We start from the raw sequence: 13,447 nt of genomic DNA, 5'->3' as shown, positions 1-13,447 counted from the left end.
AGACTATGCCCGCTATCGGCCTCATTTGCAAATTCAATCGATCTTTTTGTGACTTCCCGGTTTCTCGTTTACATCTAAGCGCTTAAGCCCATTTGACTCGATACGCGGTCTGCATACGTTGCGGAAACGCGGATTTTCTGGCGCCTGAAATATGTCGAAACGTGCTGAAAGCCTCGTATTTCAAGGGCTGACTACCAACCGAGGGTCTCTTTCAGGAACGGAATTGTCAGCTTGCGTTGCGCCTGCAACGAGGCCTGATCCAGCTGTTCGAGCAGGTCGAACAGTGCACTCATGCTGCGGGTGCCGCGGGTCAGAATAAAGTGTCCGACTTCATCGGTCAGGTGCAGGCCGCGACGCGAAGCACGCAATTGCAGGGCACGCAATTTGTCTTCATCGGAAAGCGGGCGCATCTGGAAGATCAGCGCCAGCGTCAGGCGCGATTTGAGGTCAGCCAGTTTCACCGGCAGCTCGCGTGGCGAGGTTGAAGCGGCAATCAGCAAACGCCGACCGCTGTCACGCAAGCGGTTGAACAGATGAAACATCGCCTCTTCCCAGTCCGGCTTGCCGGCAATCACCTGCAAGTCATCCAGGCAGACCAGTTCGTACTGCTCAAGGTTGTCGAGGATTTCGATACCGCGATCCATCAATTCGGCCAGCGGCAGGTACACCGCCGGCTCACCCATCTGCTCAAAGCGCAGGCAAGCCGCCTGCAACAGATGCGTACGCCCTACCCCGTGCTTGCCCCACAGGTAGATCAGGCTTTCGGTCCAACCGGCGTCGGCTTCGCATAGGCGCTCGACATAGCCGAGTGCAGCGGCATTGGCGCCTGGGTAGTAGTTGATGAAGGTGGCGTCGTCACGCAGACGCACACCTAGGGGCAGCTGAATCGGTTTCATGCTGACTGAACAGTTCTCAAGGAACCGTTAGTGGCCTCTGTGTAATGTTTGCGAAGTTTATACCCGTGAAGCTGAGCGCACAATGCGACAGACCCCAAGCAAAATCAAAGGTTTGCGTTAACACGCTGGTTTTATGACAGTTTCTCTGACGCGGTATCGAACGAACCCGCCGCAAAACCCGGGCCAACCCGGCACAATGCCGGGCCGCCCGTGATCGGATTACAACTCGGGCTCATCGGTCCCGCTGTAAATATCCGAGTCCTTGTACAAATCGTGCACGTGACGCACCAGCACCATGATCACCGCCGCCACCGGCAATGCCAGCAGCACACCGGTAAAGCCGAACAGCTCGCCGCCGGCCAGAATCGCGAAAATCACCGCCACCGGATGCAGACCGATCCGGTCACCCACCAGCAAAGGCGTCAGCACCATGCCTTCGAGCGCCTGCCCGACCATGAACACCGCCACGATTCCGATCATCGGATACAGATCACCACCGAACTGGAACAAGCCGGCAATCAGCGCCGCGCCAATGCCGATGACAAAGCCCATGTACGGCACGATGGCCGCCAGACCGGCGATCAGGCCGATCAACAGCCCCAGTTCCAGCCCAACGATCATCAGACCCGCTGCGTAAATCACGCCCAGCGCCAGCATCACCAGCAACTGCCCGCGCACGAACGCGCCGAGCACCTCGTGGCACTCACCCGCGAGCGAGACGATGGTTTCTTCACGGTCACGGGGCAGCAGGCTGCGGATCTTGGCCATCATCACATCCCAGTCACGCAGCAGGTAGAAACTCACCACCGGAATCAACACCAGATTCGCCAGCCAGCCGATCAGCGCCAGGCTTGAAGCCGTGGCCTGACTCAGCACCACACCGACGATGTCAGTGGTTTGCCCCATGTGTTCACTGATTGCAGCCTTGACCTTGTCGAACTTCCAGAAACCGTCCGACAGGCCCAGTTTCGACTGCGCCCACGGCAGCGCCGTGTGCTGCAGCCAATCGAGCATCTGCGGTGCCAGTTCGTACAAGCGCAACAACTGCTTGGCGAGCATCGGTACCAACACCAGCAACAACGTGGTGACAATCAGGGTGAACAAGGCAAACACCGCGATCACGCCCCAGGTGCGGGACAGTCCGAGTCGTTCAAGGCGATCCACCAGCGGATCGAACAGGTACGCCAGCAGCAGCGCCACCAGAAACGGCGTGAGGATCGGGTGCAGCAACCAGACAAACGCGCAAAGCAGGACCACCCCACCGAGCCAGAACCAACGCCGCGTATCGGCCATGTATCACTCCTGCTTCTATATAAGGAAAGACTTACCAGCGAAACCGCAACGACGATGCCGCAGGGGCCGGCGCGGCAACCGGCGCTGCACCGACAACAGCCGGTTGTGGCGCCGGCACGGGCGCCGGCGCTTCAGCCGGCAGCTCCTGCAACTTCGCTAACGACAACTGCGCGCGCAACTGATCGGCACTGCCGTTGACCCGATACACGATGCGATCACCATCGACACTTTGCAGACGCACACCAAACGGTTCGAGTAACCGCAGCAGTGTGGCGTAATGCTCAAGATTCATGCCCTGCACTTCCAGGGTCTGTTGGCCCGAAGCACCAGGCTTGGCGACAAATCGCGGCGCCAGACGCTCCGCTACCGCCAGCATTACCGCATCGGCCACGCCAGCCTGATCGGCACCCTGCACGCTGCCGGCCTCTTTCTGATCGCCCAGCCACAGATGCCACTTGGCCTGCCACTGCCCACCCTCTTCGTGCGCATGCACCGCCAGCAAGGCATCCGCACCGTAACGCTCCGAAGCGCCGCGCAATGGTGCGGGATCGGTGCCATCCAGCACTGGCGCGGTGGCCACCAGTTGCTCACTCAAATCAGCCAGCGGCAAACGCAAGGGCAAACCACGATGCTGAGCCGCCGCACGCAGTGGTGCCGCCGCTGCCTGACCGTCACCGACCAGGCTCGAACCTTCAGTCGAATCGTTCAGCCACCAACTCAGGATCGACGGCCGGCTCGCGCCCCACAACGACAATCCCGCACGACGCAGCGCCTGCTCAGTGGTGGCCGGGTCGAAATCGACTTTCAGCACTTCCGGTGGCCCGGCATCAAAACCGAACTGACTGATGATCTGCTGCGGGTCTTTGCGAATCGTCGCCAGTCCTGGATTCTGCACAGCCTTCGGGTCGCCGGTCAGGCGCAATACGAGCGTATCCAGCGCCGCCTGCGTGGCGCGATCGCGCTCTTCCGGCGCCTGGCTGCTGACCGGCTGACGCACTTGATAGAGACCTCTGAGGTTTTCGGCATGACTCGCCAGGCTGACCACGGACAAAAAACCCACAACCAACAATTTACAAAAACGCATGGAAAATTCCCGTCGACAGGAGCGGCTGGAACAGGCCGCGTGAACCGGTTAAGCAAGGCTGTGACAATCTGCCATCGCAAAACATTCACACGGCGGCGGTAAGTTTTTGCACAGGGATAACGATAGACGGTTAATCGGTACACCTTATACAGGCAGCCACCCGGCACAATTGCAAAAAATTTCCGCTGATTATGCCCCTGCCCGTCGGCGCGAGGATGGCCGCTGCCCCTCAAGCCTGATAAAATCGCGCGCCTTCGCAGACCGGCAACAGCCGGGCACCCCGAAATTCGCGTAAGGCCATCGCCCTCTCGATTTCGATGTTCCCGCTGAACTCGGTCGTTACCCCTGAATCCCCTCCCCTAAAGGCCTGGATCATGAGCAAGCAACCCTCCCTGAGCTACAAGGACGCCGGTGTAGACATCGACGCCGGTGAAGCATTGGTCGAACGCATCAAGAGCGTCGCCAAGCGCACTGCGCGCCCGGAAGTCATGGGCGGCCTGGGCGGTTTCGGCGCCCTCTGCGAGATCCCGGCCGGCTACAAGCAGCCTGTGCTGGTTTCCGGCACCGATGGCGTTGGCACCAAGCTGCGCCTGGCGCTGAACCTGAACAAGCACGACAGCATCGGCCAGGACCTGGTCGCCATGTGCGTCAACGATCTGGTGGTGTGCGGCGCTGAACCGCTGTTCTTTCTCGACTACTACGCCACCGGCAAGCTGAACGTCGACGTGGCTGCCACCGTCGTCACCGGTATCGGTGCAGGCTGCGAACTGGCTGGTTGCTCTCTGGTTGGCGGCGAAACCGCTGAAATGCCTGGCATGTATGAAGGCGAAGACTACGACCTGGCCGGCTTCTGCGTCGGCGTCGTGGAAAAAGCCGACATCATTGACGGCTCGAAAGTCGCCACCGGCGACGCGCTGATCGCCCTGCCATCGTCCGGCCCGCACTCCAACGGCTACTCGCTGATCCGCAAGATCATCGAAGTGTCCGGCGCCGACATCGAAACCGTTCAGCTCGACGGCAAGCCGCTGACCGACCTGCTGATGGCCCCGACCCGCATCTACGTGAAGCCGCTGCTCAAGCTGATCAAGGACACCGGCGCAGTCAAGGCCATGGCCCACATCACCGGTGGCGGCCTGCTGGACAACATCCCGCGTGTTCTGCCAAAAGGCGCTCAGGCCGTGGTTGACGTGGCCAGCTGGACTCGCCCGGCGGTCTTCGACTGGCTGCAAGAGAAAGGCAACGTTGACGAGACCGAGATGCACCGCGTGCTGAACTGCGGCGTTGGCATGGTCATCTGCGTGGCTCAGGAACACGTTGAAGTCGCCCTCAACACCTTGCGTGACGCTGGTGAGCAACCTTGGGTCATCGGCCAGATCGCTGCCGCTGCCGAAGGCGCTGCTCAAGTCGAGCTGAAAAACCTCAAGGCTCACTGATGTCCCAGACCTGTGATGTCGTGGTGCTGTTGTCCGGCACCGGCAGTAACTTGCAGGCTCTGATCGACAGCACGCGGACCGGCGACAGCCCGGTCCGCATCGCCGCGGTGATTTCCAACCGCGCCGACGCCTACGGCCTGCAACGCGCCAGTGACGCGGGTATCGCCACCCGCTCGCTGGATCACAAGGCCTTCGAAGGTCGCGAGGCCTTCGATGCGGCCCTGATCGAACTGATCGACGAATTCAACCCGAAACTCGTGGTGCTGGCCGGCTTCATGCGCATTCTCAGCGCTGATTTCGTGCGTCACTACCAGGGTCGCCTGCTCAATATCCACCCGTCGCTGCTGCCCAAATACAAAGGGTTACACACTCATCAGCGGGCGCTCGAGGCCGGCGACGCGGAACACGGCTGCTCCGTGCACTTCGTCACCGAGGAACTCGATGGTGGACCACTGGTCGTACAGGCAGTAATACCGGTAGAGTTGCACGACACGCCGCAGACACTTGCGCAGCGAGTGCATGTCCAGGAACACCTGATCTACCCGATGGCTGTACGCTGGTTTGCCGAAGGCCGACTGGCACTCGGTGAGCAAGGTGCTTTACTGGATGGCCAGTTACTCGCGGCCAGCGGCCACTTGATTCGACACTAGGAGATTTTATGCGTCGCGCCCTGCTCTTCGCTTGCGCTCTGCTCGCCCTGCCCTTCGCGCAGGCGGCAGACCTTCAACCGTTCTCCGCCAGCTACACTGCCGACTGGAAACAGTTGCCCATGAGTGGCACCGCCGAACGCAGCCTGACCAAGGAAGCCAACGGCGTCTGGAAACTCAGCTTCAAGGCGTCGATGATGATTGCCAGCCTGACTGAAGAAAGCACCCTGACCCTGGACAAGGACACCCTGCTGCCGCAGTCCTACCACTTCGAACGTGGCGGTCTGGGCAAAGCGAAAAAGGCTGATCTGGACTTCGACTGGAACAGCAAGATGGTCACCGGCACAGACCGTGGCGACGCGGTGAAGATCCCGCTGAACCGTGGCATGGTCGACAAGTCGACCTACCAGCTGGCGCTGCAGCATGACGTGGCCGCCGGCAAAAAGACCATGAGCTATCAGGTGGTCGACGACGGTGAAGTCGACACCTATGACTTCCGTGTACTGGGTGCCGAGAAAGTCGACACCAAGGCCGGCAAGATCGATGCAATCAAGGTCGAGCGCGTGCGTGACCCGACACAAAGCAAGCGCATCACTGTGCTGTGGTTCGCCAAGGATTGGGATTACCTGCTGGTCCGTCTGCAACAGGTTGAAACCGACGGCAAGGAGTACAACATCATGCTCCAGGACGGCACGGTCAACGGCAAAACCGTTAAAGGCAGCTGATCCGCCGCTACAACCAAAAGCCCCGCAGATGCGGGGCTTTTTTATGCCTGCAGTTTTCGCGACGACACATATCCCCTGTGGGAGCGAGCCTGCTCGCGAAGACGTCAGTTCAGCCGACATGTTTGTGGTTGATACACTGCTTTCGCAAGCAGGCTCGCTCCCACAGGGTTCAGCTCGATCTTCAGCGGTCAGATCAGACCGAAAATTTGGCCACCATATTGTTCAAATCCACCGCCAGCCGCGACAACTCCTGGCTCGCCGCACTGGTCTGATTAGCCCCGGCAGAAGTCTGCGTCGCCAGATCGCGAATATTCATCAGATTGCGGTCCACCTCCCGCGCCACTGCCGCCTGCTCCTCCGAGGCGCTGGCGATCACCAGGTTGCGCTCGTTGATCAAGGTGAACGCCGAGGCGATTTCTTCCAGCGCCTCACCCGCCGCCTTCGCCAGTTCCAGCGTTGAATTGGCGCGAAGGCTGCTCTGCTGCATCGAATTGACCGCCGAATCGGTGCCCTGCTGGATACCGCCGATCATCTGTTCGATTTCTTGGGTCGATTGCTGGGTGCGATGGGCCAGCGCCCGCACCTCATCGGCCACCACCGCGAAGCCGCGACCGGCATCGCCGGCCCGCGCCGCCTCGATCGCAGCGTTTAGCGCGAGCAGGTTGGTCTGCTCGGCAATCGAGCGGATCACATCCAGCACCTTGCTGATGCCGTGAACCTTCTGCGCCAGGTCCTCCACCTGCGTGGCATTCGACGTGACGTCATCTGCCAGGGATTCGATTGATGTCACGGTCTGCCGGACCTGCTCGCGACCACGCTGGGCGATGCGATCAGACTCGCGTGACGCCTCGGACGTCGCCACCGCATTGCTCGCCACTTCCTCAACGGCAGCCGTCATCTGATTGACCGCCGTGGCGGCCTGTTCAATCTCCAGGCTCTGCTGGTGCAGCCCACGTGTGGCGTCTTCGGTGACACAACTCAGCTCCTCCGAAGCCGAAGCCAACTGACTGGACGACTCGGAAATCTGCCGGATGGTGTCGCGCAGGTTGTGCTGCATGCTTTTCAGCGCCTGCAGCAGCCGCGCCGGTTCGTCCTTGCCGGAGATATTGATATCGCCCGTCAGATCGCCACCGGCCACCACTTCCGCCACGCCCAGCGACTGCGTCAGAGGCAAGACGATGCTGCGGGTCAGCAACAGCGCCAGACCGATGGTGATCAGTGCAGTGATGCCGATCATCACGCCGACCCAGACCCGCGAATTGATGAAGACCAGGCGCGCCGCTTCGGTGGCAAGGTTGGCGTTGTGCTTGTTCAGCTCGACCAACTCTTTGAGGGTGACCGCCATGTCGTCCGCCAAGGGGCTCATCTCACCGTTGAGAATGGCCGCCGCCTCCTCCACCCGATTCTGCGCGGACAACTGCATGACCTGCGCCTGAAACTCCAGATACTGGTGCTCGGCGACCTTGAAGCGGTCGAACAACTTGCGCTCTTCGGGCAACACGATCAACACGTCATAGCGTTGCTGGGCTTCGCTCAACACACCGCGCAGGTCATTGAGCTTGGCGACATTCTGCGCCAGCGCCTGCGGATCCCGATTGAGCAACAGACGCATGGTCAGCGCACGCAGGCGCAGCATGTCCTGACTCATCTCGCCAACCGCCATCACGCTCGGCAGCCAGTTGTTGTCGACCTCATCCGACTGGGCGCGCATGTTCGACATTTGCAGCAGGGCGAACGCCCCCAAGGCAAACACCATCAAGGCCAACACACCAAAACCCAGGCCGGCACGCGGCGCAATATTGAGACTACGGATGCTCATTACTCTGGTTCCTTCCAAAAGCGCTGCATCAACCCTGCAGCTGGTTGCTCTAGAAGGTATCGGCCCCGCGCAAATTTGCGTAAGACGAAAAGGTGATATCAAAAGGCCTTGATACTTCGAACCCTCGGCATTAACGATTCAGCGCGGATTTCCCGGACTTTGCTGCTGTTCGCGGCAATATCGCCAAGAAATTATCCCGGGCGACTTTACGCGCCACGTCTTCGGGCAAGGCATCAAGGAACGGCGTGAAACTGCGCATTTCCTCACCGAGCTTGTTGAATCGGCCTACAACATCCGAACCCAGCATAAAGCGCTCAGGGTATTTCTCCACCAATGCCAGCCATTGCGCACGCGGCTTGCCCTGCTCATCCAGCAGATACGGCGTGAGCATGCTCCACGACAGATCGATGAATAGATTCGGGTAAGCCTCCAACATCCGGCTGACGGTGGGCAGAAGGAATTCCAACTGCGTCTGGTGCCGATGGATCTCCGCACTGGTGCCGGCGTGCGCCCAGATGAACCGGGTGTGCGGGTGATTTCGCAGCGGTTCTTCAACTTCCTTCAGGTACAGCGGATTTTTCTCACGCTTGGAAGTGATGTTGGAATGCAGCATCACCGGCAGATCGTTTTCGGCGGCCAGGTGATATATCCGCTTCATCGCTTCGTTATTGGCCCGAGGGGTATCGCCAGCGGTCAGTGCCGTCAGGTCATCATGGCGGGTGAACACTTCGCCGATGCCCTGCCACAGACCCGGATACAGATCGAGCAGGCGCTGGATGTGTGCGGCAGAGTTCTTGTCGTTAGGGTTGAAGCCTGAGAGGAATGGATGAAAGTGCAGACGCTGCTCCGGCGTCAGTTTCTGCACGGCATCGGCAACGATCACGTCGGTGGCGCTGTACCAGTAGGCGTCGGCGTCATCACCGGCGTAATAGCGTGGACGTTTGGGTTCGTCTTCATGCCATTTCTTCGCCACGGGAATGCCGGAAATCATCACATGGTCGATGGAATTGTCCTGCATGGCCGTGAGCAATTTCGCCATGCCGGCGGTCTCCTGGAAAAAATCCACATAGTGCAGGTGCGCATCGCTGTAAGTGTAATCGCGGGCGCTGGCGGTACCGGCACATGCCAGCAGGCAGGCAAGACTCAAACGAAACAGGGACACAAGTAATCTCCGACAGGTAGGCATAGCCTAGACCTTGAGCCGACAACAAGGGTTCATCTTGCAGGAAAGTGGAACGCGGCTCTGTGGGAATGCTCTATAACTGCAAGGTCTTTTTTGATCGCACGACTTTTTCCTACTGCCAGTGAGGTTGCCATGACTGTTACCGTCAATACCGTCTCCGCCGAAGGTTTTCGTCACACCGTACAGATCGATGACCACGAATTATTTGCCGACGTGCCGAAGTCTGCCGGCGGCGAAGGCTCAGCCCCCGAGCCACACGACTACTTCGACGCCGCGCTCGGTGCCTGCAAAGCCCTGACCCTGAAAATGTACGCGAAGAAGAAAGACATCCCGCTGACCGGCGTGGGTGTCGAGGTCAAGCGCGACAACAGCGAAGAGCAGAAAGGCAAATATGCCCTGCATGTGACGCTTACCCTCAAGGGCGTCCTCACCGATGCCCAGCGTGAAGAACTGCTGCGCGTCGCCGATCGCTGCCCGATCCACAAACTGATGACCACCACCGACGTCAGCATCGAAACCCACGCTCCACAAGGCTTCGACAGCCAGTAATCACCCTCTTGCCAGCGGCGGGTTATGCTTCTGGCATCACCCGCTCAGCCTGGAATGCACCATGGATACGCAACCACTGATCATCCGCCCGCGCGCCGAAGACGTCGAAGGCCAGCCGATCCTGCGCCCGCTGCCGTCAGCCAAATGCCGCAGCGTCGGGCCATTTGTATTTTTCGACCACATGCTCGAGACGGTTTATCCGACGGGCAAAGGCATGAACATCCGACAGCATCCGCACATTGGTCTGTCGACCCTGACCTACCTCTTCGAAGGGCAGATCCAGCACAAGGACAGCCTTGGCTCCGATCAAGTGGTCAGCGCCGGCGATGTCAGCTGGATGACCGCCGGCAGTGCGATTGCCCATGTCGAGCGCACGCCCGCGCCGTTGTGGGCGCAAAGCTTCACGATGCACGGTTTGCAGATCTGGCTGGCTTCGCCCAAGGATCATGAGCAAGGCCCTGGGCATTACAGCCATCACCCGGCCGCAACCTTGCCGGTCAGCAATAACCTTGGCGTGCAGATTCGGATGATTGCCGGGTCAGGCTTTTGCCTGGAATCGCCGGTGCCGGTGCTTTCTCCTACGCTGTATGCCGAAGTGAAGATGCAGACCGCGACCACACTGCTGATCCCGACCGAGCACGCAGAACGCGCGGTGTATGTGCTGAGTGGCGATGCGCAATTGAATGGCGAGCCCCTCGAACCCCACGCGCTGGCGGTGTTGCCGGGCGGGGAAGCGATGAGCCTGTTTGCCGAAAGCGATGTGCACGCGGTGGTGTTTGGCGGCGCAGCACTGGACGGGCCACGGCGGATCAACTGGAATTTCGTCGCGAGCGATCCGGCGGCGATCGATGAGGCGCGGCGCAAGTGGGCGGCCGGGGATTGGCCGACGGTACCGGGGGAAGTTGAGCGGATTGAATTGCCTTAGCTCTGTGTCGCCTGTTAGTCAGCCATCGCTGGCAAGCCAGCTCCCACAGGTTTAGCGCCGGACAAATATCCAGCAAACGAATCGAACACTGTGGGAGCTGGCTTGCCAGCGATGAGGCCAGATCAGGCACCAACCGAGTCAATGCCTGACTGCACAATCAGCCGTTGAACACTTCCTCCAGCAGATCATGCATCGACTTGAACGCACGCTGGGCGGTCTTCGCGTCGTACATCATCTTGCCTGGCACATTGGCATGCGGATCGGTGAATGAGTGCACCGCACCGCCATAGCTGAGCAACTGCCAATCGACCTTCGCCGCGTTCATTTCATCTTCGAACGCCGGCAATTGCTCTTTCGGCACCAACGGGTCGGAAGCACCGTGCAACACCAGCACTGAGCCCTTGATGTTCTGCGCATCGGCCGGGTTCGGTGAGTCAAGCGTGCCGTGGAACGACACCGCCGCCTTCACCGGTGCACCGGTACGCGCCAGATCCAGCGCACAGCAACCGCCGAAGCAGAAACCGAACACTGCCAGCTTCGAGGTATCGACCGCCGCCTCGCCCTGCTTCTGCAGTTGTTCGAACGCCGCCTGCATACGCTTGCGCAGCAGTGCACGATCGTTCTTCAGCGGCATCATCGCCGCGCCGGCCTCGTCAGCGTTCTGCGGACGCACTGCCTGCCCGTACACGTCAGCAATCAACACCACGTAACCCTTGGCCGCGACCGACTTGGCGATCTCCTCGGCACCGGCGCTGACGCCCATCCAGTTCGGCGCCATCAACAGGCCCGGGCGCGCGCCCTTGTGCTCGGCGTCGAACGCCAGACGACCTTCATAGGGCTGACCATCCAACTGATAGACCACGGAACGAACAGTAACTTGGCTCATTTCTGACTCCTGATTAGTTAAACACCAGAATGAAAAAACCCGCCGAAGCGGGTTTTTCTACATCGTGATTAGGCTGACAACTCAACCAGCAGCTTGTTCAGACGGGTCACATAAGCGGCCGGGTCTTTCAAGCTTTCGCCAGCCGCCAGAGCGGCCTGATCGAAGAGGATGTGCGACAGGTCGCCAAAACGCCCTTCGTTCTGCTCGCCGTCGAGTTTCTCGATCAGCGGGTGGCTCGGGTTGAATTCGAAAATCGGCTTCGACTCCGGCACTTTCTGTCCGCTGGCTTCGAGGATCTGGCGCATTTGCAGGCCCAGGTCCTGTTCACCGATGGCCAGAATGGCTGGCGAGTCGGTCAGACGGTGAGAGACGCGAACCTCGGCAACGGAGTCGCCCAGCGCGGTTTTCAGGCGCTCGACCAGACCTTCTTTGGACTTGGCGACTTCTTCTGCAGCTTTCTTGTCCTCTTCCGAGTCCAGGTTGCCCAGATCAAGATCACCGCGTGCCACGTCGACAAAGGTCTTGCCGTCGAATTCGCTGAGGTAGCTCATCAGCCACTCGTCGATGCGATCGGTCAGCAGCAGCACTTCGATGCCTTTCTTGCGGAAGACTTCCAGGTGCGGGCTGTTCTTGACTTGCGCGTAGGTTTCACCGGTGAGGTAGTAGATCTTGTCCTGACCTTCCTTGGCGCGCGTCAGGTAGTCAGCCAGACCGACGATCTGCTCGCCATCACCTTCGGTGGTCGATGCGAAGCGCAGCAGACCGGCAATTTTTTCCTTGTTGGCGAAATCTTCTGCCGGGCCTTCTTTCATGACCTGACCGAAGTTTTTCCAGAAGCCCTTGTATTGCTCCGGCTCGTTCTTCGCCAGTTTTTCCAGCATGTCCAGCACGCGCTTGGTCAGCGCCGACTTCATCGAGTCGATGATCGGGTCTTTCTGCAGGATTTCCCGCGACACGTTCAGCGACAGGTCGTTGGAGTCGACCACACCTTTGATGAAGCGCAGGTACAGGGGCAGGAACGACTCGGCCTGATCCATCACGAACACGCGCTGCACGTAGAGCTTCAGGCCTTTCGGCGCTTCACGCTGGTACAGGTCGAACGGCGCGCGGGCCGGCACGTACAGCAACGAGCTGTACTCGAGCTTGCCTTCGACTTTGTTGTGGCTCCAGGCCAGCGGGTTTTCGAAGTCGTGGGCGATATGCTTGTAGAACTCCTGGTATTCCTCGTCCTTCACTTCAGTGCGCGGACGGGTCCACAGGGCGCTGGCGCGGTTGACGGTTTCCCATTCAACCGCTGGTTTCTCTTCGCCCTCGGCAGCAGCCACTTCTTTCGGCAGCTCGATCGGCAGCGCGATGTGGTCGGAGTATTTCTTGATGATGTTGCGCAGACGCCAGCCATCGGCGAACTCGTCTTCACCGGACTTCAGGTGCAGGACGATGCGGGTACCACGCTCTGGCTTGTCGATAGTGGCAACTTCGAACTCGCCCTCGCCTTTCGACGACCAGTGCACGCCTTCGCTGGCAGGAGTGCCGGCGCGACGGCTGTACACATCGACTTTGTCCGCCACGATGAAGGCGGAGTAGAAGCCCACACCAAACTGGCCGATCAGGTGCGAATCTTTCTTCTGATCGCCCGAGAGATTCTTCATGAAATCGGCGGTACCGGATTTGGCGATGGTCCCCAGGTGGGTGATCACATCGTCACGGTTCATGCCGATACCGTTGTCTTCGAGGGTGACGGTCTTGGCGTCCTTGTCGAAGCTCACACGGATTTTCAGTTCAGCGCCACCTTCGAGCAATTCCGGCTTGGCCAGAGCTTCGAAGCGCAGCTTGTCGACAGCGTCAGAGGCGTTCGAGATCAATTCGCGAAGGAAGATTTCCTTGTTGGAATACAGCGAATGGATCATGAGGTGCAGCAGCTGCTTTACCTCGGTCTGGAAGCCCAGGGTTTCCTTTTGAGTTTCCACACTCATGGTCATCAAACTCCAATCAGATGGCAGTGGCCGC

The 13,447-nt window shown here is 59.7% G+C and carries 12 protein-coding genes; 5 read left to right on the top strand and 7 right to left on the bottom strand.

Translation table 11 applies throughout. The features are described from left to right. Positions 1-191 precede the first annotated feature (191 nt). The 3 genes from hda to ACYZUM_RS04960 all read right to left on the bottom strand — a co-directional run bounded on the left by hda (position 192) and on the right by ACYZUM_RS04960 (position 3,273). A complete protein-coding gene (gene hda, locus ACYZUM_RS04970) occupies positions 192-896 on the bottom strand; it encodes a DnaA regulatory inactivator Hda (protein WP_025111852.1) in 705 nt (234 codons plus the stop codon). Between the two features lie 219 nt (positions 897-1,115). Then, complete coding sequence (locus ACYZUM_RS04965) at positions 1,116-2,189, bottom strand: AI-2E family transporter (protein ID WP_041074356.1); 1,074 nt, start codon at positions 2,187-2,189, stop codon at positions 1,116-1,118. A gap of 31 nt (positions 2,190-2,220) precedes the next feature. Next, complete coding sequence (locus ACYZUM_RS04960) at positions 2,221-3,273, bottom strand: DUF2066 domain-containing protein (RefSeq protein ID WP_108182082.1); 1,053 nt, start codon at positions 3,271-3,273, stop codon at positions 2,221-2,223. A 374-nt stretch (positions 3,274-3,647) separates the two neighbouring features. Between ACYZUM_RS04960 and purM the strand changes: the two genes are divergently transcribed. From purM to ACYZUM_RS04945, 3 genes are read left to right on the top strand one after another with little or no spacing between them, the layout of a single operon-like run. After that, positions 3,648-4,706, top strand: a complete 1,059-nt coding sequence (gene purM, locus ACYZUM_RS04955; RefSeq protein ID WP_047292867.1) for a phosphoribosylformylglycinamidine cyclo-ligase — start codon at positions 3,648-3,650, stop codon at positions 4,704-4,706. Next, positions 4,706-5,356: a phosphoribosylglycinamide formyltransferase gene (gene purN, locus ACYZUM_RS04950; protein ID WP_108182081.1), complete on the top strand. Its 651-nt coding sequence runs from the start codon at positions 4,706-4,708 to the stop codon at positions 5,354-5,356. Before purM ends, purN begins: the two co-directional genes overlap by 1 nt. A gap of 8 nt (positions 5,357-5,364) precedes the next feature. Beyond that, positions 5,365-6,078: a DUF3108 domain-containing protein gene (locus ACYZUM_RS04945; RefSeq protein WP_007962880.1), complete on the top strand. Its 714-nt coding sequence runs from the start codon at positions 5,365-5,367 to the stop codon at positions 6,076-6,078. A gap of 193 nt (positions 6,079-6,271) precedes the next feature. Here the strand turns inward: ACYZUM_RS04945 and ACYZUM_RS04940 are convergent, their stop codons facing one another. Together ACYZUM_RS04940 and ACYZUM_RS04935 are read right to left on the bottom strand one after the other, a co-directional pair. Next, the gene (locus ACYZUM_RS04940; RefSeq protein ID WP_108182080.1) at positions 6,272-7,897 is read right to left on the bottom strand and encodes a methyl-accepting chemotaxis protein; all 1,626 of its coding nucleotides are present in this window, start codon (positions 7,895-7,897) and stop codon (positions 6,272-6,274) included. 130 nt (positions 7,898-8,027) lie between these two features. After that, positions 8,028-9,083 carry an amidohydrolase family protein gene (locus ACYZUM_RS04935; protein ID WP_108182079.1) on the bottom strand — a complete coding sequence of 352 codons (1,056 nt, stop codon included), beginning with the start codon at positions 9,081-9,083 and terminating at the stop codon, positions 8,028-8,030. Positions 9,084-9,212: 129 nt separating this feature from the next. Here ACYZUM_RS04935 and ACYZUM_RS04930 point away from each other — a divergent pair, with 129 nt between their 5' ends. Further along, a complete protein-coding gene (locus ACYZUM_RS04930; protein WP_027614046.1) occupies positions 9,213-9,629 on the top strand; it encodes an OsmC family protein in 417 nt (138 codons plus the stop codon). A 61-nt stretch (positions 9,630-9,690) separates the two neighbouring features. Further along, positions 9,691-10,554: a pirin family protein gene (locus ACYZUM_RS04925; protein ID WP_108182078.1), complete on the top strand. Its 864-nt coding sequence runs from the start codon at positions 9,691-9,693 to the stop codon at positions 10,552-10,554. 157 nt (positions 10,555-10,711) lie between these two features. Here the strand turns inward: ACYZUM_RS04925 and ACYZUM_RS04920 are convergent, their stop codons facing one another. Then, positions 10,712-11,440: a dienelactone hydrolase family protein gene (locus tag ACYZUM_RS04920; protein ID WP_108182077.1), complete on the bottom strand. Its 729-nt coding sequence runs from the start codon at positions 11,438-11,440 to the stop codon at positions 10,712-10,714. 68 nt (positions 11,441-11,508) lie between these two features. Beyond that, a complete protein-coding gene (gene htpG, locus ACYZUM_RS04915) occupies positions 11,509-13,413 on the bottom strand; it encodes a molecular chaperone HtpG (protein WP_108184369.1) in 1,905 nt (634 codons plus the stop codon). Positions 13,414-13,447 lie beyond the last annotated feature (34 nt).

The organism is Pseudomonas sp. m6p, assembly GCF_055760375.1.
This window is presented reverse-complemented; position numbering and strand designations above follow the sequence as displayed.

What these genes read in the sequence shown, in the direction of transcription:
- hda (WP_025111852.1), bottom strand. Translation starts at nt 896, where the DNA reads ATGAAACCGATTCAGCTGCCCCTAGGTGTGCGTCTGCGTGACGACGCC.
- ACYZUM_RS04965 (WP_041074356.1), bottom strand. Translation starts at nt 2,189, where the DNA reads ATGGCCGATACGCGGCGTTGGTTCTGGCTCGGTGGGGTGGTCCTGCTT.
- ACYZUM_RS04960 (WP_108182082.1), bottom strand. Translation starts at nt 3,273, where the DNA reads ATGCGTTTTTGTAAATTGTTGGTTGTGGGTTTTTTGTCCGTGGTCAGC.
- purM (WP_047292867.1), top strand. Translation starts at nt 3,648, where the DNA reads ATGAGCAAGCAACCCTCCCTGAGCTACAAGGACGCCGGTGTAGACATC.
- purN (WP_108182081.1), top strand. Translation starts at nt 4,706, where the DNA reads ATGTCCCAGACCTGTGATGTCGTGGTGCTGTTGTCCGGCACCGGCAGT.
- ACYZUM_RS04945 (WP_007962880.1), top strand. Translation starts at nt 5,365, where the DNA reads ATGCGTCGCGCCCTGCTCTTCGCTTGCGCTCTGCTCGCCCTGCCCTTC.
- ACYZUM_RS04940 (WP_108182080.1), bottom strand. Translation starts at nt 7,897, where the DNA reads ATGAGCATCCGTAGTCTCAATATTGCGCCGCGTGCCGGCCTGGGTTTT.
- ACYZUM_RS04935 (WP_108182079.1), bottom strand. Translation starts at nt 9,083, where the DNA reads ATGCCTACCTGTCGGAGATTACTTGTGTCCCTGTTTCGTTTGAGTCTT.
- ACYZUM_RS04930 (WP_027614046.1), top strand. Translation starts at nt 9,213, where the DNA reads ATGACTGTTACCGTCAATACCGTCTCCGCCGAAGGTTTTCGTCACACC.
- ACYZUM_RS04925 (WP_108182078.1), top strand. Translation starts at nt 9,691, where the DNA reads ATGGATACGCAACCACTGATCATCCGCCCGCGCGCCGAAGACGTCGAA.
- ACYZUM_RS04920 (WP_108182077.1), bottom strand. Translation starts at nt 11,440, where the DNA reads ATGAGCCAAGTTACTGTTCGTTCCGTGGTCTATCAGTTGGATGGTCAG.
- htpG (WP_108184369.1), bottom strand. Translation starts at nt 13,413, where the DNA reads ATGAGTGTGGAAACTCAAAAGGAAACCCTGGGCTTCCAGACCGAGGTA.